The following is a 21,097-nucleotide window of genomic DNA, read 5'->3' on the forward strand; positions in this document are numbered from 1 at the left end:
ACGTTTTCAACCTGTGTAACATTAAAACCTATGCGTAATATAATGATCCTTTCCACTCTGGCCCTTTGTGTGTTAAGCGCTTGCTCAACCAGCAAACAGACTAAGTCGTTGATCCAAGATTGTCCCGAAGAGAAAATCGTAAACAAAATGCCCATGGTACAAACAGAGGGCAAGTCCGATAAACCTAATAGCTATTTTATCTATAAAGGCGAGCGTCGCGAAATTGCAGAGTTTGACGAGCAATGGTTAAAGGAAAACTGTGATATCAAGGAAACCGAGGTGCATTAGTATCTTAAGGAGTTTTTGGGAAGAGCTTTTTCTTAAACGGTTTTCCAAAAAAAAGCCAATCCTTATCCCTTCCGTCCTCAGCCCGGACAGGGCCTTCTTTTTTTCTAAAAAAGAAGCAAAAAATCGTCGATGGATTTTTGTTGCATCCTTGTGCGGTTGTGGATAGGCAAATGACTACAGTCGCAACAAAAATGAGGCGACATTTTCGGTTAAAAAAAGGGGAGAAGCAATAGTATTATGGGGCAACCTTTCTGCCGCATGCCGCGTCTAGGCATTGCGCACCATTAAAAAAATCCCAACCCTTATCCCTTCCGTCCTCAGCCCGGACAGGGCCTTCTTTTTTTCTAAAAAAGAAGCAAAAAATCGTCGATGGATTTTTGTTGCATCCTTGTGGGGTAGTGCAGAGGCAAATGACTACAATTGCAACAAAAATGAGGCGACATGTTCGCTCAACATAGGGGGCAGAGGCAATAGTATGATACGACGAACGCTTTCGGCATCACATATTATTAAAGGCATACACATAGTCTAACGATATGATAGCCTCGCTGGCGCGCCGAATGTTTTTGCGGTTTCCGGTCACTTCGTACACCACGGTAAGGTGCTGTCCTTTCTTTTCTAGACCTTTGCGCTGTAGGCGAACTTTATGTTCAGACATGAAATGCTCGAATTCGCCCAGATGAGATACCGCAATATCCTGAAACGTTACATGGATTGTACGGACAAAATAAATATCCGCCAATAGCCGCTCAATCTTTTGAAAAAGGGAAAGGACAATAGCCATTATCGCTGTTAATAGCAGTCCTAAACTGTATTCTTCAAAGCCTATCATCATGCCGATGGCAGCCATAGACCAAATGACGGCGGCTGTAGTCAAACCCTGTACCGAGAATTTGCCTTGGTAGATCACACCGGCACCCAAGAAACCTATGCCGGTAACGATATTAGCGGCAATACGATCGTCAGAGACATTGCCCATGCGCGACAGCAGGGTGAAGACGGTCGATCCGAAACAGATGAGGATCACGGTGCGAAAGCCCGCGGATTTATTTTTGTATTCCCGCTCAAAACCGACAATCGCGCCACATAAGATGGACATGGCAATGCTTTGTACTCGGGTATCTTCAAACCATTCAAACATATTGATCTATTATTACGCTGTAAATATACAGGTTTTAGAGAGCACTACGGTCAGGAAAAGGGTCACACCTTGCCTTATTTCGGTGTGATTAAGATCGAAGACACGATGTGTCCCTTATAGAAAATATTGGGCAACCAACTTTGACCCCCGCGAGCCTTTTTTTGCTACTGTCCGTATTGGATAAGCAGATGTCTATTATAAACAAATTACCCTCCTGATAGCTCAAGTTTGTTAACATGAAGCGCAGCATACTACAAAGAAGTTTTCCACACTTGCTAAATTGTTAAAATTTGTTAAAATGATAGTAAATGCATCATTCCATTGAAATTCTCAAAATCAAAATAGCTTAAATTATTCCACCCTTGTAAATTTATAAATAGACAAGATTAAATTTTGGAATGAGCCAGCCTAATTCTTTGTACTTCTGTGTATTAAGTTTATGTTAAGTTTCCCAATTATCACCATTGATTTCTAACTTTGCAGTACTAATTTTGAAACAACAAAAATTAAGTATGAAAAAATCTCTACTTTTCTTTGCTCTAGTTCTCGCTAGCTACGGAACTATTCAGGCACAGGTAACCACGAGTAGTATGTCTGGTGTAGTGACGGAATCCACAGGACACGCAACGGCTGGTGCCACCATTAAAGCGACCCACGTACCTTCAGGAACCAACTACTCCGGTTCAGCGAATGTAGCGGGTCGTTTCAATTTAGCAAACATGCGCGTAGGCGGTCCGTACCGTGTGGAAGTTACTTACGTCGGACAAACGCCTGTCGTTTACGAAGATATCTATTTAGAATTAGGGCAGCCTTTCATTCTAAATACTGTTTTCGGAGGCAATTCTATCTTGATAGACGAAGTCGGTATTAATGGCAGAAAAGACCCGTTATTGAACAGTGACCGCACAGGTGCTACGACTACTGTTTCAAGAGGCCAAATTGATAAGCTACCCTCCATCACAAGAAGTGTAAACGATTTGACGCGTTTAACGCCGCAAGCGAATGGGACTTCTATCGGTGGAGGAAATTTCCGTTCAAATAATTTCACGTTGGATGGAGCAAACTTCAACAACCAATTTGGTATAGGACAAAATATTCCGGCAAACGGATCACCTATTTCACTTGATGCGATTGAGCAAATTAGCGTGAATGTTACTCCTTACGATGTACGTCAGTCTGGTTTTACGGGTGCGGCCATAAACGCGGTTACAAGATCTGGACGTAATGAGTTTTTTGGCTCAGTTTTTTATAGCGGCAGAACGCAGAATCAACAAGGTTCCCGTGTGAAGGATGCGACAGCGAACATTGTAGATTTTGAGGATAAGTACTACGGAATAAGTGTTGGAGGACCCATTATCAAAGACAAGCTATTCTTCTTTCTTAACACGGAATTTAACAAAACCGTTCGACCAGGTCCAGATAAGGTAGCTTCTATACCGGGCGTTAGAGAGTTCGGGTCATCGTCATTTGTAGCACGACCATCCGAAGAGTTCTTGAATGAGGTAAGTTCATATCTTAGAAATACATACGGCTATGAGACGGGGCCTTACCAAGGATACTCAAATGACGAGAATAACGACAAGATTTTTGCTCGTATTGACTGGAATATTGCCGATAATCACAAGTTGAACTTCCGCTACTCGCAGGTTCAGGCTAAGAGTCCTGTGGCTATAAGTTCTTCTGTTAGTGGTGCAAATATACCTTCAGGTATAGTATCTGGCAACAGAACAGGTATAAATGCATTACATTTCCAAAATTCTAACTATTTTCAGGAAAATAATCTCTACTCCGGAACATTAGAATATATCGGCAAAATTGGTAATTTAAACCATAGTTTTAGAGCTTCTTTGGTTAATCAAAATGAACCGAGGAGTTCTGGTGGTGGATTGTTCCCATTGGTGGATATTATGGAAGGTAACCAGATAATCACCACTTTCGGTTACGAACCGTTTACCTACGGCAATTTACGTGATGTTAGAACCTATACCTTCAATTATGACGCGAATTATGTTCTAGGTAACCACAACTTTACAGGTGGCTTACAATTTGAATCTAGCAATGTCAAAAATGGCTTTCAAAGATTTGGAACGGGATACTACCTGTTTAGATCATGGGATGATTTTGTCAACAATGAGCGACCATTGAACTATGCCTTAACCTACCCTTTAACGGCTGACGGATCTCAAGCGTTTCCTGGTTTCAAATTCAACCAATATTCGTTCTTTTTACAGGATGAGTTCACTGTAAACTCTCGACTTAAGTTAACAGGTGGTGTTCGTTTAGAGTTACCGACCTATCCGAATGTACGTGAAATTCAAACACATCCCTTAGTCGCTGAACTAACGTTTGCTAATGGGGAGCAAATTAATACTGGAAATTTGCCTAATGCAAGTTTAATGGTATCTCCTAGATTCGGATTTAATTACGATGTATTAGGTGATAGATCGCTACAACTTAGAGGTGGATCTGGTATATTTACTGGACGTATTCCTTTTGTATGGATCGTTGCTCAATCCGGTGATGCGGGAATGCTACAGTCAACGGTTACAAGTAGTGGTGCAAACACGCCGTTTTTCAACCCCGATATCAGAGCGAATTATCCTTCAGTTTTGCCAGCAGCAGGAACTAGTATTCCTCAAAACATCTCGGCAATGGCGAATGATCTGAAATTTCCACAGACTTGGAAATCAAGCTTGGCGGTTGATTACAAGCTGCCTTATGGACTCGTAGCAACTGTAGAAGGTATTTATAATAAGGATCTGTATGCTATAGTAGCTAGAAACCCAAATTTTGTTGATCCACAAGCACTTAATATCGAAGGATATCCTGACAATCGTATGGTTTATCCTTCAGGTGCAAATCGTTTTATTCACAAATTGAATAGAGATGGACTTGTGCAAGAAGGTGCAACAGGACAATTCAATCCAACGGTTTTAGATAACGCAAAAGGAGGACACTATTGGTCTGTTATGTTTCAGTTGACCAAGCAATTTTCTGACGGCTTTTCTGGATCATTGGCTTATGTTAGAAGTGATGCGCGCAGCTTCAATGATGGTGCCGGAAGTCAGATTGCTAACGTTTTCACAATCCCTGAACAGTCCTCTGGTAATCCAAATATGCACTCCCTATCTTACACGGACAATGTTATCCCGAATCGTTTAGTGGGTAGCGTTTCTTACACTGGTTCTTGGATCGGTAAAATGAACACGGGTATAACCTTGTTCTACAGCGGCGGTGAACAAGGACGTTACTCATACATGTATGCAAATGATTTTAATGGCGACAATTCGCAAAACGATTTAATTTATATACCTAGGGATGCTTCGGAGATCAACTTTGCACCAATTGCTGCGAACAATAATCATGGCGGTTTCTCAGCAGATGAGCAGCGCGATCGTTTTTTCCAAATTGTTGAGGGAGACTCATATTTAAGGTCACGTAAAGGGCGGTATGCTGAACGTGCAGGAGCAGTTCTTCCTTGGAGAAATCAATTCGATTTACGTATCTCTCAAGAAATTCTTAAGAATTTAGGTGGTCTCAATAATAAATTGGAAGTTTATTGGGACGTATTTAATGTTGGTAACTTGATCAGTCCAAATTGGGGTACCCGCGATATAGCTCGTAATCAGTTGCTTGAGGTTGTTCAGACTCCTAACCCGACAACAACAGAAGCACCTCAGTTTAGAATGGTATTGGATGGAAACGCATTACCAGAAAGTACGATTCGTAAGAATGAAACGGTGTCTTCTACTTACTTCATGCAATTTGGTGTTAGATTGAGTTTCAACTAGATCTTTATTTATATAACAGAATAAAAGTCGCCTCTTTTTCGGGGCGACTTTTTTATTTTCTACATTTTCTTCCCCGATAGGAACGGTTTCGTTAGATATACCGCAAGCAGCTACGTATGGTGAAACTGATCGAAATTGATCGAAATTGATCGAATTTGATCGGATTTGATCAAAATCGCTACAAAAAGAGGGGCATCTGCACACATCAGGTTCGTTTTGACGGACATCAGGTTCACGTCGTCATGTGAATGTATTAATAAAGCACCCATCATGTTGAACCAATCACATGCATGCATGAAACATGCACACCTCAATGTTAAGGCTTCACATGAATAAAGCAGACAATCAGCCCTCACGTTGATATCATCACCTGAATAAACTAGCTCAGCATCCATCAAGTTGGAGTCTTCACATGACTACATTGACCAAGTACCCATCAGGTAGACTTTGTCAAGTGAAGGCGAACATCAAGCAAGCATCACGTCGCCTTTGACGCCTGAAGACATGAACTAATCGTGCTACAGGTCAATGATGTACTATGAGGACGTGACGCAATCATCCCGCAAACTTTCGTTGATGGCGGCCGACGCGTGTTCATATATGGTCAATGCGGTGCAATAGAATGGTCTGGAAAGTATTGCAAGGGTAGGAGAGTTTGGGATTATGCAGATAGAAGTTTATTTAATCGTATATGCAGACCTGACTATAGCGTTAACCTATGGTTTAAGGAAGGCATACTTTGTAACACGTTTATCTGGTTTGATTACCTGTGCGAAACTTAAGCAAACGATTGATTAGCCTCCTATTACCCAATCTTGAAAAGCTTGTTAAAATAATTTTTGTACTTTTCATATTAAAAATATAGCTTTATAGCATAGGTATATTGTGTTTATCAATAAATTTACTAACCAAATTGATTAAATTATTGAATACAACCATTTATGTCGAAAAATATCTGTTTCATTTATGTAAGTTTTTCTTGCCTGTTTATAGGATTGCTAACCTGCTGTACACGGAAAACCGCCATGCTGACAACATTTGCTGGAAACAAAAAGCAACGGATGGCCGCGAGTTTTTTGGCAGATCAAGTGGACCAGTATTACGGTGTATCGGTCAGCTATACAAACGAGGATGGAAATAATCTAAACAGCACCATCAACAATTACTTAGGAGATAACGACATTGTAGATAGCCTTAATGCTTATGCCGTAAGGGATACTTTTTGGGATAGCAAAGACTTAAAGACAGGCTACTTGATTAATAATATCGCGCTTGCCTTTTCGCATTACAAGGAAAATCCGTTAAGCATTTCGGTTCCTGACTCTATATTTTACGAGTATATCCTGCCCTATCGTGTTGGATATGAGATATTAAGTGATTGGAGAAGCTATTTTAACGCCATATATATGAATTATTTAAGCACATTTGACACAGAAAAAATAGATGAAAAGTTTATTGTCGATATGGTGCATCATATACAGCAGCTTTCCTATCATGTGCTCGACAGGACAGGATTGGCGAAATATCCTTTTCCTGCTGACCATTCATTGCAAGACATCAGGGAAGTTGGTCGTCCTTACAGTTGCGAGGATTATGCCCTGTTTAAGCTGTACAGTTTTAGGTCCATCGGTCTTGCAGCGGCTTATGAGACCGTGCCGTTGTACGGAAAATTTAATTTCGGGCATTCAGAGACGGCACTGTGGCATCGGGACGGAAAGTTCCATTGTACCGAGGGGAAGACCCAGATGCCATATAAGTACTACATTGCGAAAATGTACAGAAGGCGGTTCAGTCCTCGAACAAGCCCCTTTCAACAGATTGTTAAGGCAGGCGAAAACGCAGATAACATTCCTTCGTATTTCGATATGCCATACTATGATGATATCACCGACGAACGAACTTTGGTTAGCGATATTAACATCAATCCGCAAAATGATTTTGATAGGAAGAATCTAAGCGGTTCGGGTGTAGCATACCTGTGCGTATACAATGATGGAGAATGGAAGCCGGTTGAATGGGCTAGGAGGGATCGTTACCGTATCTGGAAATTCCGGAATATGGGAAGAAAAATAATATACCATCTGGCCATATATAATGAAGGTCTACAGGAACTCGTTGGCGCCCCGCTGATTCTGGATACTGTTGGCAATGTCATTCAGTTGCAAAGTGTTCTGAAAGATGGGCTGAGCGATGTGAGAATAGAAAAATTTGACAGGAATAGCAGGATGAACGACGGTCTATACGAACTCTTTTACTGGGAGGAGGGTTTAAAAAAATGGATAAGTAAAGAGCAATTTAATGCTACAGAAAAAGGTGTGATTTTAAGTCTCGCCAAAAATACTCTTTATAAAATAGAACCTATGTATGCACATAGTAGTCCCAGACCTTTTAGTATTGAGAATAATGAACAGATTTGGTGGTAAAATAATTCGACAACTCTTTTTTACAAGTTTGTTGATTTTGACTTCGTGTGAAAGTGGCGATACAAAGCGCGTTGATTTTACCTATCTTCTGGAGATGACCCCCATAAATAAGGAAGAAATAAGAAAAATAATAGCTTCTTACGAAGCAACGATCCGCAAAGAGAAAATTATGGCCTATCGGTATATTTTGAGCGCCTTACCGGATCAATACCGAATTGACTATAAGCTTATCAAAGAAGATCGTGTGATTGAGATCGACAGCAGGGTTACGATAGACTCTATACTTGCTTTACAAAATGAGGGCTTTGTCATCAACCTTAGGGATACCGTAAACGATATTAATATGATCAAAAGCGATGATCTGATCAGACATATCGACAATTTTATTTCAAACTGGGACGCCAAAAGATTCACCTCAGATCTTTCATTTGAGTCCTATATGGCGGTGGCCCTGCCTTATCGGGTTAACAATGAACCATTATCCGCCTGCTTCAGTAAATTGAGTATACGCTATCCAGTGGACAAACTGATACGTCAAAAAGCGTATAACGATACTTTGGAAGCTTTTGGCAAAAAGGTATCGAATATTGTGGACTGTTATGCTAAGAACCTTTATGGAGTTAATCAATTAAATAACATGGACGCGGACAAGGTCTTGTCGCATGATGAAAAGATTACAGACTATGAAGATTATCATATACACCGTATCCAAATGCTAAGACACCTAGGGATCCCCGCATTCGTTCAATTTACCCCGCATATGCAGAATTCATCTGTACGACCTTATACGGTTAAGTTGGTGAAGGAAGGCCTCAATATAGATAGTTTGCATTATGCAGGTGCCTCGAAGGTATTTATTTCTTGTTTTGAGAAGGTAAGCTGGAGAAATCCCTATGATGAATTGGTGCGGCTTGGTATAGATCTAAAGAATATTCCGCTTTCGCTATACATCCCAAAGATGGCAGATGTGACAAGTCGGGTCGCGAAAACGGGACAATTACATATGAATATCGATGAGACACTTTTGCATATGACAGCAGATTCCGTTGTGTATTTGTGCGCCTATACGTTGGGACGGTGGTTGCCTGTAGACTTTGGAATTGTTTATCAGGGAGACCTAAAATTTCAGGATATCGGAGCGGACGTCTTGTACATAATGGCATCCTTTTCAGAAGGGAAATTGATCATATCTTCATATCCTTTCACTTTTGAAAACTCAGGAGCAATCAGATTTTTACGGGGCAATAATCAAAACAAGGAACCTGTTTCGGTATCCATGGAATCCAGAGGTGGTGAGTTGCAGTCGGAAGTTGAATATACGCTATACCAATGGAACATTGATGGGTGGTACTCGGTAAAGAATATTAAAAAAGGAGAAAATGCCACCGAGCTATCTGAAGGAGCAGTTTATATGATCAGACGTGCAGCTGATAAAAATGGAAAAAATTGTAGGCCATTTACAATAGCGGACGGTAAACAGGTTTGGTGGTAATAAACCGATAATTATGAAAAGAATTGGAATACGAACAACAAAAGAACAAACATTACCCGTATGTACCAACAAAGGTTTAAAAATATGGAGCAGTATTCATGTAACATAGATTGCATAATGACCGATGAATGTAGTATTTGATATTCCACATAACCATTAAAAATCAAATTATATGAAAAAATTAAAACTCAACTTTGGGCATAGGCTGAAAGCAATTCGAACACTAAAAAACATTGAACCACTTGTTATGGCAGATAGATTATGTGTTTCGGAAAGCACCTACAGAAGATATGAGCGCAATGAAAGCGAGCCAACATTATCAATTCTTTATAAGATTGCCGATATATTCGAGATAAGTATTGCAGAACTGCTTAGGGATGAAATGGAAATTTCATTACCGGGTTTAAATGTTCGTGAGGATATAATCACAAAAATCACATAGTAGCATTTTTTTTTCTTGTCGATAAAGTGTTATACAGAAGAAATTTAAGGTTTATGTTAGAATTGAAAAAAAGACACCAAATTTGATTTTTCCTAAGTAGTTTAAAGTAATACTTTTGGTAGTATCATCATGCTGATGAATGAATTATCAATATACTAAAATTATTAAAGAAATGGAAAGAAAAACAATTTTAGGACTGACAGCTATATTGATGTCGTTCCTTGCCTTTAATGAGGTCTCAGCGGAGACCGAATCGTCTGGTGGTGGTGGTGGCGGAGAGTGCAAAGCCTCGCCCACTAATATCTGTTACAACATTTATCAAAATGGAAGGCTTATTTCTACTAAAAAAGGTGTTTTACATATCAATTGACAAAAATATGAAAAGTAAGTTATTATTATTATTTTCGGCAGCACTTATTGCTGTATTCTCTTTCTCTAAAGCCAAAGCAGACACTGAGTCACCTGGAGGTGGAAGAGACGGGGAATGCAAAGCACCTTATTCAAATACCTGTATGGTAGTCCACTTACCTCTCGGTATGAGCAAAGTTATCAAGGGAGTACTCACAATCAATGCTGAGTAAAAAAGATGTGGGGCTTGTCCCATATCTTTTTGGTAATTTATTACAATCTTTCAAGAGGCAAATCAAAAACGATTATAGGTGAAGGATTAAATAAATATGTGTGGTTTGGAGTTTTATTGTCACCTTTCTGTTATTAATAAAAAATGAGAAAAAAGGATATTAATATAACTTTAATTGGCATTATCGTAGCTGCATTAATATTGTTAGTTTTCTACTATAATTTTAATTCAAATAAAACTGACATAAAATATTTAGCGAATGGGGGATTTAAACGTACCCTGTTACCTGTTAATATGTCGCTGAAACAAGGGTATGAATTACCGAAGGGATTTTACAATATTATTGGTGTAGGTGACGATAAAACACTTATAAAGGAAGCCGAGACTGGTTCTTTGATTACGTTCAATACTGATCACACCAAAGAAATCATAAAAATGCCCAAAGAAATCAATCCTGAAAATGTTTTTTACACTTCAGTTCACCCATATGACAAACAACTTATATACCTAATATGTAACAATGATCGTTCAGTATTTCTTTTTAATATAGGTACACAAAAAATTGTATCGATCTTTAAATTTAGCAGTTACTTTGACAAGATAATCCGTGCGTCTGATAGTTCTTTCTACGTTTTTAACCAAACAGATAAAATGAATCAATTGGTATTGAATTTAGTTCAGTTTAATAAAGCTGGTAAGGATACGATAATTAAAACCAGCCAAATTTACAAGGAAGCTATGACTGACGATGGTATTTTTCAAAGCTCAGGTAAAAACTTAATTTATGTGAATCATTATAATAATAAAATTTCTATAATAGACACAGCATTAAGAAAAGAAACTTTCTATAAGACTATTGATACTGTAACAACGAGGCCTAAAACTATAACAATCAGAAACAATACTATTACAAAATTTGCTAAGGCACCCAGGCCTGTAAATCAATTGATGCAGGTCTCAGATAGTCTTTTATTTATAAATTCATACGTGAGATCCGAGGTTGACAACGAAAATGATCCAAAAAAAGAGAGTGATTTTTTCGACGTATATGATCTGAAAAACAATTGCAAATACAAAGGAACGATCTATATCAAACGATATAAAAAGGAACGTGCGCAAGACTTTATGGTAACAAGAAATAAATTCGTACTCCAATATCCAAATATGACATTGATCTATGACTTTAGCTTGTAAATATAGAAATTACTTTTTTAATTTTTTTCACTATATAATATTTGTACTTTTCATGTATGCAGCTTTTTCGAAGACATTAAAGTTTGACGTGTTTGTAAACAATTTAGGAAAATCTCCATTCTTTGAAAATATAAACATCTCTCTTATTGCAATCATTGTCATTGCACTGGAATATTCAGTTCCATTTTTGTTGTTTTTTGAGAAAACAGCTAAATTTGGTTACTTAACCTCTTTTGTACTTTTCTTATTATTCTCTGGCTATATAGTTATGCTATTACAAATAAGTCCTTACTTGCCTTGTAGCTGTGGCGGGTTTACAGAAGTTCTATCTTGGACACAACATATTTACTTCAATATATTTTTTTTGGTTGTCTCCGTTTTGCTTTTTTTATTCTCAGATAACATCCCGCTTCGGTAATGTTGGATATGATAGTTTTTCGAAACATTTGTGTTGACTACATTATAAAATCTGTCAGAGAATGGTTAATTGTGTTTTCCTTTATCACCTTATTTGTATATGTACTTACAATATTTCCTTTTGCATTCAATTTCGAATTGTATGAACATGGTCACTATTTAATTTCTTTAATAGTCAGTATATCATTTGTTGCATGGTCTTTTTTGATGATCATATATTCGAGAGAAAACCTTCGACGATCTGATTTTTTTATGATCTTGGTTGCGATAGGACAAATTTATTGGATAAATAATGGTAATGAGTACGCGAGCATCATAAGTTCTTTCTTCATTATTTTTTTTTTACTAAGAACACTTCCTTTGGAAAAGTTGAAATTGATTTTAATTTTAATTTTTCTTTTATATTCCGTTCAAATCATCTATACGTTTTTGCATATATTATTTTTTCATAACGATAATTATAGGGTAAGTCTACGCAATACAGGTGCATATGCTATTTATATTACTATTTTAATTCCTTTGTGGAATCACTTAAAAAAAGAACACATATGTAGATGGTATTTAAAACCTTTAATTACATTGTATATATGCATCGTGGTTTTTAGCGTCTTGATTTTGAAGTCTCGTACAGCTTTAATTGCGCTAACGCTTACATATTGTTTGCCATATGTCACGCGGTTTTTTACAATACAAACCTATATAAAAAAAGTCATTTTATTTACGGCTTTAATTTGTATTGGCTTTTTTATTTCTTACTATATTTTCAATTTAAAAGTTGGTTCTTCATTCGGAAGGCTACTAATGATCAAAATAGTATTATCAAATGCCACTGAGCATTTTTTTTGGGGAGTAGGATTAGGAAATTTTACCTGGTATTATCCGCAATGGCAATCAGATTTTTTCAGAGATACTATAATCAAAGATTCAGGTTTTTTTTTAAATGCGGGGGAAACGTATGTTCTTTTCAATGAAATATTGCAGCTATTTGTCACATTAGGCGTCATTCCCTTTGTCATTTTTATCATTTTATTGAACCACTACTTTACAAAGATTAAAAAAATAGACTCTGACATATTGAATGAAATCAAAAAATCCTTTTTTATGATTTTGATCTGTTCGCTCACTTATTACACGTTACACATCAACGCAGTATTATTAGTAATTGTGTACATGATCTCACTGTCAGATAGGATGATAATGAATCACCATGGTTCAAGAGCTGGTAAACGCTGCAGTAATTATCTCAAGATTTCTATTTTTTCTATATCTCTGTTCACTTTTTTTTCTATTTATCCAAAATATAATGCTATTAAACAATGGAGATCTATAAAAGAAGCTTCCTACTCACACATTGAGGGAATAAATATTGTTGATACAAATAAAGTATACACTAAACTAAAAAATGATGGAAAATTTTTAGCGGATTACGCTAACTACTTATATGAGATGCAGTCAGATCGAGGTAAGGCGATTGAGCTTATGGAAGATTCAAAAAAGAAGTTTATTTCTAAAGCGTCAATCGAAAATTTAGCATATCTATATTTAGAACAGGGAGACTACTCCAAGTCCATCCAATATTTCGAATGGTTAGTGGGATATATCCCTTCCCGATTTGGCTATCGATTAGAACTAATACGTTTATATGAAAAAGTTAGAAATATAGAGAAAGCTAAAGAAATAGCTGATTTTACTCTAAATATGCCTGTAAAGATTGAAAGTAGTGAAGTTTTTTCTATCAAACATGAAATTTCGGAAATAAGACAAAGATTAGGGAGTGTCAGGTAGTTTTGCTTACGTTTTCAAACATATTATACGTATTCGGATATTGAAAAACAACAACATGTCTACTTTTTAGAATAAATTGCAAATCAATTATGAATAATGCCATCCTTTCAATTATCATCCTGATAATATTTATCTGTCATACCGACCTACTTATAGGGCAAGAAAGTGTTGTTGAAAATTCCAATATACGTCAGCTACGCATTGATCCGGATATCGCCAATGGAGGCAGTATGGATCAAGTGTTTTCTGAAATAAATTATATTCCCTTGGAAACGACGAAAGAAAGTCTTTTTGGTGATATAACCCAACTTGAAGTGACAATAGATAACTATATTATATTTGACCAGGATACGCAATGTATTTTGATTTTTGATAAGAGTGGGAAATACAAATCTAAGATCGCATTGGGGAAATATGCTCAAGGGGGAAATCTCAATGAATCAAATTTTAACGTCTATGGATTTGTATTGAGGTCGATCAAGGATGATTATACAATAGAAGTAACTATTAATAATAATGTATATAAATTTGACAGTAGTTTAAAGCAAGTCGGCCAGCCAAAGCAGATTGAAATAAGACAGGCTCCATCTCGCGCTTATCGTTTTAGCGATTCTTTGAAAATTGTAAGTTATTTTAGATCATCAAAAGGTAAGGATCGCGGATTTTATCACTACGCCTATCTGAACAGCGATCAGGTGACAGCTAAATATTTTGAAATCGATACAGGTAAATACAGCAAGGTCGGGGATTTTGCCGTGGGTGGCCCAAGCTTTATCGAGACCGATGATTCTGAGATATTGCATGCGGTAAGGTATTACGATTATAATGTATATCAAATCAACAAGAATGGTATCGCCGTCGCTTATAAGCTCATCTTTCCAAGCAAATACAGCATACCCGTTGATTTTAACACAAATGCAGAATATTTGGGCAAAAAAATAGACTATTTTTTCAAAAATCCGGCGAAAATATTTGGTATTGGTTATACCTATCAAATTGGTAATTTTTTATATTTTAAATGCGGCTCATTGCATCCAAATATCAGAAATAACGGTTCATTCGTCTACGATCTGGCGCATGACTATCTGATTTCATTGAACAGGTTGGATCCGGATAAACTTTCGCACCATTTGCCCATAATTGGCAGTTGGGACAAAGATTTCCTAAAATATGACGGAACTTATCTCTATGCTACTTTGTCCTCCAAAGAAATGTTTTCATATTACGATCAAGTCAAACAAAATAATTTGACTTTTCCGCAACATATGAAAGATTACTTCAAAAAAGGTAGCAAAAAGGATAACCCCGTTCTTATACAGTTTACACCCAAAAAAGAACATTAGATGAAAATTGACAAATCGATTCTGTTTGTTATTTTTATTCTTTTCTCGACTCATGCAATAGCACAAAACAAAAATACAACAGTAAAGGGTATCGTAAAGGGCATCATTCGGGATAGCGTGTATAATCACGTAATGAAATCTACGACAGTATCCATATATGCCGACAGAGATTCGCTTCTGAGCTATCAGATGAGCAATAACTTAGGAGCATTTTATTTTAACGAATTGCCTGTCGGAAAAAACTTAAAACTCATTATAAGCAATGTGGGATATGATGAGATTAGCAAGTCCTTCATAATAGATAAAGACAGCAAGGCCATTGACTTTAAAGTCATTTATGTAAGTCAAAAGATGAACCAAATTGATGAGGTTTTGGTTACCGTCCCACCCATTCGGATGAATGGTGATACATTAGAATTTAATGCATCCGCTTTTCATTTGGATAGCAATGCTGTCGTGCAGGATCTCATGAAGAAGATCCCCAATATTACGCAATGGGGTGATGGAAAAATAACCGTAAATGGTCGAGAAATAAAAAGTCTTCTAGTTAACGGGCGGGAATTTATGGGAAGCGACTCAAGGATTGCTATTGAGAACATTCCAAAAAATGCTTTAGAGAAAATTCAGGTTTATAACGTAGCGGACAATCCGAAAAACCGGCAGGATTCTATTTTACATATGAACTTAAAATTGAAGAAAGGAAAAGACAACGGTTATTTTGGCAAGATGGGGGGGAGTTTGGGGACTGGTAGTCGATATGAGGGAGATCTAAGTTTTAATGTGTTTAGTCCCAAATTACAAATTTCCATTGTTGGCGCGAGCAATAACGTAAACAAAATCCCAAATGACATCAATACACTATTGCGAAACAGTACCTTCAAAGGGGTTGGTGTTCAACTCGACTATATGACTGATTTTAGAAAGGCAGGACTAACACAGCCAAATTCAGGGGGGTATGCGTTTACATATGATTTCAGAGATCTTACAGAGAAGAAACAGTATAGAAATGTACTGTCAAGTGAATATTTTCTCCTTAATAATCACATACTACAGGGCGAAGAAAGTCAAACCGAGACATCACTAAATAACCAGTCTGGTATCTTAGAACAAAATATACGTAACAGCCAAGCTGATGATATTGCACATCGCTTCAATAATTCCTATCAGTTCGCCAAAGACCGGTATAGTTTCAATTTTTCCCAAAGTCTGCATGTCAACAACAGCAGTTCAACACGTAGTAATTCGAGCCTATCCGCGAATGAGAATAATCAGATAGTGAGTCAAAGTAGCAACGTAAATAAGAACGACGAAAAGGGCAAATCTTTCGATTTCAAATCGGGCGCAAGTTTTTTTTCAAATATTTGGGATATCGACAGACGATTTACAAGTTTTGACCTTAACTATGCTTTACGAATTAATGACAAAAGAAATGATCGTGAAACCTATACCGATTTTATATCCCATGTAGACAGTAAGCAAAACAAGTCATTCAATCGTACGTACAACAACAATGCACAGCATATTGCACATAGTCTGAGCTTTAATATACCAAGTATGGTTAAGCTACTTTTTGGCGTGAGAAAATTTGGGTTATTCGAAGTTGATATTAAAAATAATCTTGACATAGTCAACAACAGGGAAAGAGATATGGTTTTTGATTATAATAGTCAGTTAACACGACTAACCGAAAACACCTATTTAACCAACAATTCGAGCTACAACACATTGACTTATGAACCAATACTGAGTCTCAACAGGACTATCACAAAAGCATTAACCAATCGCTTTTATAAAGCCCTGTCTTTTGCTGTGAATATTAAACAGCAATTTTTTAAACAACATAATACGTCAGCGAAAGAGATTCAAAATATCGATCGTTTGTATACAAATTTTATTCCGGCAGCCAGTATAAGCTTCTCCGATAGTCAATTTGGTGATTATCGAAAAACCATTTCCTTCCATTATGATAATAAAATTGGCGTACCCCAAATCTGGCAAATGGCTCCGCTTATAGATAGCGCAAATGTTTATTTTTTGCGTATGACCAATCTGGATTTGAAGGAAAAGCGGACCGAATCAATTTCATTCAATTTCAAACGAAGCAACGATAAAAAAGATGACTTCGAGTACTCGTTAGGATTGAGATATAGTACGGTGCATAATAATATCATTGACAGTATCTTAATTGATAATCAAAATGTTCGGACCATTTACATGATCAATAATAGTGACAATCGAACGATTAATGCCATAGGCGGTTTAAACAAAGCCATAAAATTAAAAAACAGCGAAGTACAATTGAGTTACAATTCTGAGTTTAATAACGTGCTAAGCCCTCATGTCATTAATAATTCCAGTGATATTTGGACAACTAACTATTTCAATAATAGCTTCGATATTAATTATACCTATAACTCGCAATTAGCCATAGAAGGAAAACAACAATTCAGAAACTCTTTTACCAAGCAAGTAAGCAAAACCGAAAATAGCTTTAAAAATAGCAATATATCTACGTCAATTAGTGTTAGTTGTAATGTAACCAAGAAGTTCAGAATAAACAGCAATATTGAATTTTCAACATTAAAATCTACAGGTTCAGCAAGTATTAATTATAATATTTGGAATGCCAGTGCCTTGTATCGACTATTAAAAGGAGATAATCTGGAACTGAAACTTTCAGCATTGGATATTTTACATCAAAACACAGCTATAATCAACCGTAACGCAGGTGGTGTGATCACATTTGGAACGCAGCAAGTTTTACAACAATACTTCACATTTGGGGTGTCCTACTATCCGCGGAAGTTTGGAAAAAGGAATCGTATATAAGGATTTCTGACAACACAGCGTCTCTGACGTGAGCTGAAAATGAAAGCTGACATACCGGAATTTCTTGCTGAGATATCGTGCTAATGGAAATCTTTTTCTTTTCGGTGTTTGGTATATCAGTTATTTTATAGGAGCGTATTGCAAGGAGAGGAGAGAGGAAAAAATAAAGGAGCTTCCGCATTGGAGGCTCCTTTATAGTATACGGTTATTGTAAAGCGCGTAATATTACTCGGCTACAACTTCGAAAGGAACTTGAACTTTCACTTCTTTGTGCAAGTTTAGGTTCGCTACATATTCACCTAGATGCTTAGGCTCTTCTTCGAACGTGATCCGACGGCGATCTACGTCAAAGCCTTGTGCTTTTAACGCTTCAGCCACCTGAATGCTGTTTACTTTACCGAAGATCTTGCCCGATTCACCTGCTTTAGCACCAATAGAAAGTTTTACGCTCTCTAATTTTTCTGCCAATGCGCTTGCATCTTTCTTAATCTTATCTTGTTTAAACTGCGCTTGTTTGATGTTTTCTGCTAACACTTTCTTCGCTGAAGGAGTAGCCATTGTAGCGAATCCTTGCGGAATTAAGTAGTTACGACCGTAACCAGGCTTTACCACGACAACATCGTCTTTTTCGCCTAGGTGTTTAATATCTTGTTTTAAAATGATTTCCATGTCGTCTCCTCCTTATTTTAATGAATCAGCTACGTAAGGCAATAAACCAACGATACGCGCACGCTTAACCGCTTGTGCTACCTTGCGTTGGAATTTCAATGATGTACCTGTAAGACGACGAGGTAAGATTTTACCTTGATCGTTCACAAATTTCATCAAGAAGTTTGCGTCTTTGTAATCGATATATTTAATACCGTTCTTTTTGAAACGACAGTACTTTTTACGGTTGTCCTCTACTTTAGGGGCAGTTACGTATTGGATATTTTCGTTTGCCATTAGTTTGCTACCTCCTCAGTTTTAGTTTCAGTCTTTTTGTTAAATGCACCGCTACGTTTTTTCTCATTGTAAGCCAATGCATGTTTGTCTAGAGCAATCGTTAAGAAACGCATAACACGCTCATCACGCTTGTATTCAAGCTCTAGTTTTTGAATTAATTCACCTGGAGCCTTGAATTCAGTTAAGTGATAAAATCCAGTGGTTTTTTTCTGGATTGGATACGCTAATTTTTTCAAACCCCAATTGTCTTCAGCGACAATTTCGGCTCCGCCTTCTGTAAGGACAGCTTTAAACTTTGCGATTGTTTCTTTCGCAGCCTCCTCAGAAAGCAACGGGGTAAGAATGATGACAGATTCGTACTGTTGCATTTTAATAGATTTGTTAATTAAATGATACTCTCCGCACTTACGGAAGTGCAAAGGTATGTATTTAATTTGGATTTTTTGTAAGTTGGTAAAAAAAATATTAGCATAAAGAACCATCCACATAGTACCACAGGCCGTGCAGTTTTCGAAAGTTAGATTTTTCGTGGTGTACAGCAACTTGAAATTGCGGGTCGAGGTAATGTGCGCGAAACTCGACGGTGGATAGGGTACTGTTTAAAATTTCCAACTGCATCCATTTATTGCTTTTAGCCCACTGTTCGATGTCCTTTTTTTGTTGAAAACGGCGTGTACTGGGATGAAAACTATCGTATAAAAAGTCGATAAGCTGCAGGGAGAAGGCGGTATATCGGGCACGCATGAGCTCTTCTGCTGTGCCGGCCAGCGCAAGATTTTCGTGTATTTTGCCGCAGCAATCGGGATAGGATAGGCTAGTGCCGCAATGACATGTCTGCATCATGACGCGTTTCTTTCCATTTTTCGCTTCAATGCTTGCTCGCTCTCGCGAAATGCTTTCTTCTGCTTGTAGCTAACCCAATCGCCTTTAAAAAGCTTGCGCATAATTTTATCGGTATAGCGGATAACGAAGACCTCGCGCAGCATCTTGAGCAACCGCTTTGGAGACGACGGAAAAGACCGCAGGGTGACGGAGAAGCCTGCTTCTAGATAGCGGTTGAAATGCCAATAGCCGCTGGGCATAAAGAGCGCATCGCCATGCTCCATAAAAATCTCGTAGCCCTGGGCATGTGCTAAGGCGGGAAATGACGTGTAATCTGGATTTTCATAGTCTATATGATATACGGTATGCACCGAAAGCGGCACCTTGTAAAGATAGGGCGCTTGATCGGGCGCAAAAAGCAGCACCCTTTTTTTGCCTTCAAACTGGAAGTGCAATAGATCACCTAGGTCGACATCATAGTGCATCAAGACGCGCGCCTCACTACCACCAAAGAATAGGGTAGGAATGCGTTTGAAATATTTGAATCCCAGATCCGGATAGGAGAAATTTTGTAGTAACGCAGGAAGTTTATCGGTGATAATATAAAAAAAGATCCGAAGATCGGACGGTTGCGACTGGATCAGCTTGATGTAGTCGCGCATCTTCATAAACTCCACAGGTTCGTCGGTAGCTTTGTTCGGGTCGGCCGGTTTATTATCATAGAGCCCCACCACCTGCTCTCCGGCCTGCTCAAAGATATAATCGAGGTTCCACTTGTCAAAAGCTTCCCAGCTTTTAGCCAAACCTTTAATCAACACTGGCCGTTGCGGCCGGAAATACTTGGCTAAAAACTCTTCTTTACTGATGTTTTCTACAGTGTCGACCTCCGATAAAAGCATAATGTGATTTTTTGATCTAAATGTAACAAAAATATTTCTGTCAAAATAACATCATACTGCTTTTTACAGAAACTATCGAAAGAAAAATAGCGTTATAGCATTAAACTAAACAATACACGATTTATGACATCACTTAAAAATGAATTATTAGGAACCTGGAAATTGCTCTCCTACATTGAGGTTCCCATCGGAGGTGATGATTCGCTATTTCCCATGGGTAAAAATCCTTACGGACTATTGATGTATTCTCCTGATGGCTTTATGTCCGTACAAATCAGCAGGGAAGAACGGTTGCCTTATGCAAGCAACGACAAATTGCAACCTAGCCAAGACGAGATGCTGTCGTCTTTGCAAGGCTATATCGCCTTTTGTGGGAAATTTAAAGTGGACAATAGCAGCGCAATTGTGAGTTACATGATCAAGAGTTCGCTTTTCCCAAACTGGAAGAATAAAGTGCAGCGTAGAAAAATTGATTTCGAAGGAGATATTCTTTATCTGAAATCGACAGAACCCATTCTGTCCAACGGGCAGTATGTCAATTCGTACATGACATGGCAAAAGACCGATCGCGTGCTGGACGATTTCCAGGAACGGATTCGCAAAGTATACCAGGTGCAGAGTTAGCACACAGCATCAACAAAAAGAGGCCGTCTCATAAGGATAGCCTCTTTTTTTATTTGGTTGAATTTTCGTACTTTAAAGTCAT

General features: G+C 37.8%; 19 protein-coding genes. 13 read left to right on the forward strand and 6 right to left on the reverse strand.

Annotation, left to right across the window (positions count from 1 at the left end; all coding sequences use genetic code 11):
• Positions 1 to 30: 30 nt before the first annotated feature.
• The gene (locus IE165_RS08650) at positions 31 to 288 is read left to right on the forward strand and encodes a hypothetical protein (RefSeq protein ID WP_189626203.1); all 258 of its coding nucleotides are present in this window, start codon (positions 31 to 33) and stop codon (positions 286 to 288) included.
• A 499-nt stretch (positions 289 to 787) separates the two neighbouring features.
• On the opposite strand, the gene IE165_RS08655 is transcribed toward IE165_RS08650, so the two are convergent.
• Positions 788 to 1,429 carry an MgtC/SapB family protein gene (locus IE165_RS08655; RefSeq protein ID WP_189626204.1) on the reverse strand — a complete coding sequence of 214 codons (642 nt, stop codon included), beginning with the start codon at positions 1,427 to 1,429 and terminating at the stop codon, positions 788 to 790.
• A gap of 512 nt (positions 1,430 to 1,941) precedes the next feature.
• Here IE165_RS08655 and IE165_RS08660 point away from each other — a divergent pair.
• From IE165_RS08660 to IE165_RS08700, 11 genes are all read left to right on the forward strand, one after another.
• Complete coding sequence (locus IE165_RS08660; protein ID WP_189626205.1) at positions 1,942 to 5,220, forward strand: TonB-dependent receptor; 3,279 nt, start codon at positions 1,942 to 1,944, stop codon at positions 5,218 to 5,220.
• Positions 5,221 to 6,245: 1,025 nt separating this feature from the next.
• Positions 6,246 to 7,643, forward strand: a complete 1,398-nt coding sequence (locus tag IE165_RS08665; protein WP_189626206.1) for a hypothetical protein — start codon at positions 6,246 to 6,248, stop codon at positions 7,641 to 7,643.
• Positions 7,624 to 9,135, forward strand: a complete 1,512-nt coding sequence (locus tag IE165_RS08670; protein ID WP_189626207.1) for a hypothetical protein — start codon at positions 7,624 to 7,626, stop codon at positions 9,133 to 9,135. The genes IE165_RS08665 and IE165_RS08670 overlap by 20 nt, the downstream gene beginning before the upstream one ends.
• 172 nt (positions 9,136 to 9,307) lie before the next feature.
• On the forward strand, positions 9,308 to 9,577 hold the full coding sequence (locus IE165_RS08675) for a helix-turn-helix domain-containing protein (RefSeq protein WP_189626208.1): 270 nt from the start codon (positions 9,308 to 9,310) through the stop codon (positions 9,575 to 9,577).
• Between the two features lie 172 nt (positions 9,578 to 9,749).
• Positions 9,750 to 9,947: a hypothetical protein gene (locus tag IE165_RS08680; protein ID WP_189626209.1), complete on the forward strand. Its 198-nt coding sequence runs from the start codon at positions 9,750 to 9,752 to the stop codon at positions 9,945 to 9,947.
• 7 nt (positions 9,948 to 9,954) lie between these two features.
• The gene (locus tag IE165_RS18520) at positions 9,955 to 10,158 is read left to right on the forward strand and encodes a hypothetical protein (RefSeq protein WP_229826473.1); all 204 of its coding nucleotides are present in this window, start codon (positions 9,955 to 9,957) and stop codon (positions 10,156 to 10,158) included.
• 143 nt (positions 10,159 to 10,301) lie between these two features.
• Positions 10,302 to 11,351 carry a hypothetical protein gene (locus IE165_RS08685; protein WP_189626210.1) on the forward strand — a complete coding sequence of 350 codons (1,050 nt, stop codon included), beginning with the start codon at positions 10,302 to 10,304 and terminating at the stop codon, positions 11,349 to 11,351.
• Positions 11,335 to 11,769 carry a MauE/DoxX family redox-associated membrane protein gene (locus tag IE165_RS18635; protein ID WP_373297917.1) on the forward strand — a complete coding sequence of 145 codons (435 nt, stop codon included), beginning with the start codon at positions 11,335 to 11,337 and terminating at the stop codon, positions 11,767 to 11,769. The genes IE165_RS08685 and IE165_RS18635 overlap by 17 nt, the downstream gene beginning before the upstream one ends.
• A gap of 359 nt (positions 11,770 to 12,128) precedes the next feature.
• Entirely contained in the window at positions 12,129 to 13,553 is a 1,425-nt protein-coding gene (locus IE165_RS08690) for an O-antigen ligase family protein (protein WP_189626211.1), read from the forward strand.
• Between the two features lie 89 nt (positions 13,554 to 13,642).
• Entirely contained in the window at positions 13,643 to 14,896 is a 1,254-nt protein-coding gene (locus IE165_RS08695) for a DUF4934 domain-containing protein (protein ID WP_189626212.1), read from the forward strand.
• Positions 14,897 to 17,725 (forward strand): porin family protein, encoded by a 2,829-nt coding sequence (locus tag IE165_RS08700; RefSeq protein WP_189626213.1) that lies wholly within the window; start codon positions 14,897 to 14,899, stop codon positions 17,723 to 17,725.
• 225 nt (positions 17,726 to 17,950) lie between these two features.
• Here the strand turns inward: IE165_RS08700 and rplI are convergent, their stop codons facing one another.
• The 5 genes from rplI to IE165_RS08725 all read right to left on the reverse strand — a co-directional run bounded on the left by rplI (position 17,951) and on the right by IE165_RS08725 (position 20,391).
• On the reverse strand, positions 17,951 to 18,394 hold the full coding sequence (gene rplI / locus IE165_RS08705) for a 50S ribosomal protein L9 (protein ID WP_189626214.1): 444 nt from the start codon (positions 18,392 to 18,394) through the stop codon (positions 17,951 to 17,953).
• Positions 18,395 to 18,406: 12 nt separating this feature from the next.
• On the reverse strand, positions 18,407 to 18,670 hold the full coding sequence (gene rpsR, locus IE165_RS08710) for a 30S ribosomal protein S18 (protein WP_037502742.1): 264 nt from the start codon (positions 18,668 to 18,670) through the stop codon (positions 18,407 to 18,409).
• Positions 18,670 to 19,038 (reverse strand): 30S ribosomal protein S6, encoded by a 369-nt coding sequence (rpsF, locus tag IE165_RS08715; RefSeq protein WP_189626215.1) that lies wholly within the window; start codon positions 19,036 to 19,038, stop codon positions 18,670 to 18,672. The genes rpsR and rpsF overlap by 1 nt, the downstream gene beginning before the upstream one ends.
• Positions 19,039 to 19,135: 97 nt before the next feature.
• Positions 19,136 to 19,513 carry a YchJ family protein gene (locus IE165_RS08720; protein ID WP_189626216.1) on the reverse strand — a complete coding sequence of 126 codons (378 nt, stop codon included), beginning with the start codon at positions 19,511 to 19,513 and terminating at the stop codon, positions 19,136 to 19,138.
• Positions 19,510 to 20,391, reverse strand: a complete 882-nt coding sequence (locus tag IE165_RS08725; RefSeq protein WP_189626217.1) for a cupin-like domain-containing protein — start codon at positions 20,389 to 20,391, stop codon at positions 19,510 to 19,512. Before IE165_RS08725 ends, IE165_RS08720 begins: the two co-directional genes overlap by 4 nt.
• A 123-nt stretch (positions 20,392 to 20,514) precedes the next feature.
• Between IE165_RS08725 and IE165_RS08730 the strand changes: the two genes are divergently transcribed.
• Complete coding sequence (locus tag IE165_RS08730; protein ID WP_189626218.1) at positions 20,515 to 21,015, forward strand: lipocalin-like domain-containing protein; 501 nt, start codon at positions 20,515 to 20,517, stop codon at positions 21,013 to 21,015.
• Positions 21,016 to 21,097 lie beyond the last annotated feature (82 nt).

The sequence above is a fragment of the Sphingobacterium griseoflavum genome, assembly GCF_014653155.1.
Classification (GTDB): Bacteria; Bacteroidota; Bacteroidia; order Sphingobacteriales; family Sphingobacteriaceae; genus Sphingobacterium; species Sphingobacterium griseoflavum.

Coding starts and splice junctions, on each gene's coding strand:
- IE165_RS08650 (WP_189626203.1), top strand. CDS start 31: ATGCGTAATATAATGATCCTTTCCACTCTGGCCCTTTGTGTGTTAAGC.
- IE165_RS08655 (WP_189626204.1), bottom strand. CDS start 1,429: ATGTTTGAATGGTTTGAAGATACCCGAGTACAAAGCATTGCCATGTCC.
- IE165_RS08660 (WP_189626205.1), top strand. CDS start 1,942: ATGAAAAAATCTCTACTTTTCTTTGCTCTAGTTCTCGCTAGCTACGGA.
- IE165_RS08665 (WP_189626206.1), top strand. CDS start 6,246: ATGCTGACAACATTTGCTGGAAACAAAAAGCAACGGATGGCCGCGAGT.
- IE165_RS08670 (WP_189626207.1), top strand. CDS start 7,624: ATGAACAGATTTGGTGGTAAAATAATTCGACAACTCTTTTTTACAAGT.
- IE165_RS08675 (WP_189626208.1), top strand. CDS start 9,308: ATGAAAAAATTAAAACTCAACTTTGGGCATAGGCTGAAAGCAATTCGA.
- IE165_RS08680 (WP_189626209.1), top strand. CDS start 9,750: ATGGAAAGAAAAACAATTTTAGGACTGACAGCTATATTGATGTCGTTC.
- IE165_RS18520 (WP_229826473.1), top strand. CDS start 9,955: ATGAAAAGTAAGTTATTATTATTATTTTCGGCAGCACTTATTGCTGTA.
- IE165_RS08685 (WP_189626210.1), top strand. CDS start 10,302: ATGAGAAAAAAGGATATTAATATAACTTTAATTGGCATTATCGTAGCT.
- IE165_RS18635 (WP_373297917.1), top strand. CDS start 11,335: ATGACTTTAGCTTGTAAATATAGAAATTACTTTTTTAATTTTTTTCAC.
- IE165_RS08695 (WP_189626212.1), top strand. CDS start 13,643: ATGAATAATGCCATCCTTTCAATTATCATCCTGATAATATTTATCTGT.
- IE165_RS08700 (WP_189626213.1), top strand. CDS start 14,897: ATGAAAATTGACAAATCGATTCTGTTTGTTATTTTTATTCTTTTCTCG.
- rplI (WP_189626214.1), bottom strand. CDS start 18,394: ATGGAAATCATTTTAAAACAAGATATTAAACACCTAGGCGAAAAAGAC.
- rpsR (WP_037502742.1), bottom strand. CDS start 18,670: ATGGCAAACGAAAATATCCAATACGTAACTGCCCCTAAAGTAGAGGAC.
- rpsF (WP_189626215.1), bottom strand. CDS start 19,038: ATGCAACAGTACGAATCTGTCATCATTCTTACCCCGTTGCTTTCTGAG.
- IE165_RS08720 (WP_189626216.1), bottom strand. CDS start 19,513: ATGATGCAGACATGTCATTGCGGCACTAGCCTATCCTATCCCGATTGC.
- IE165_RS08725 (WP_189626217.1), bottom strand. CDS start 20,391: ATGCTTTTATCGGAGGTCGACACTGTAGAAAACATCAGTAAAGAAGAG.
- IE165_RS08730 (WP_189626218.1), top strand. CDS start 20,515: ATGACATCACTTAAAAATGAATTATTAGGAACCTGGAAATTGCTCTCC.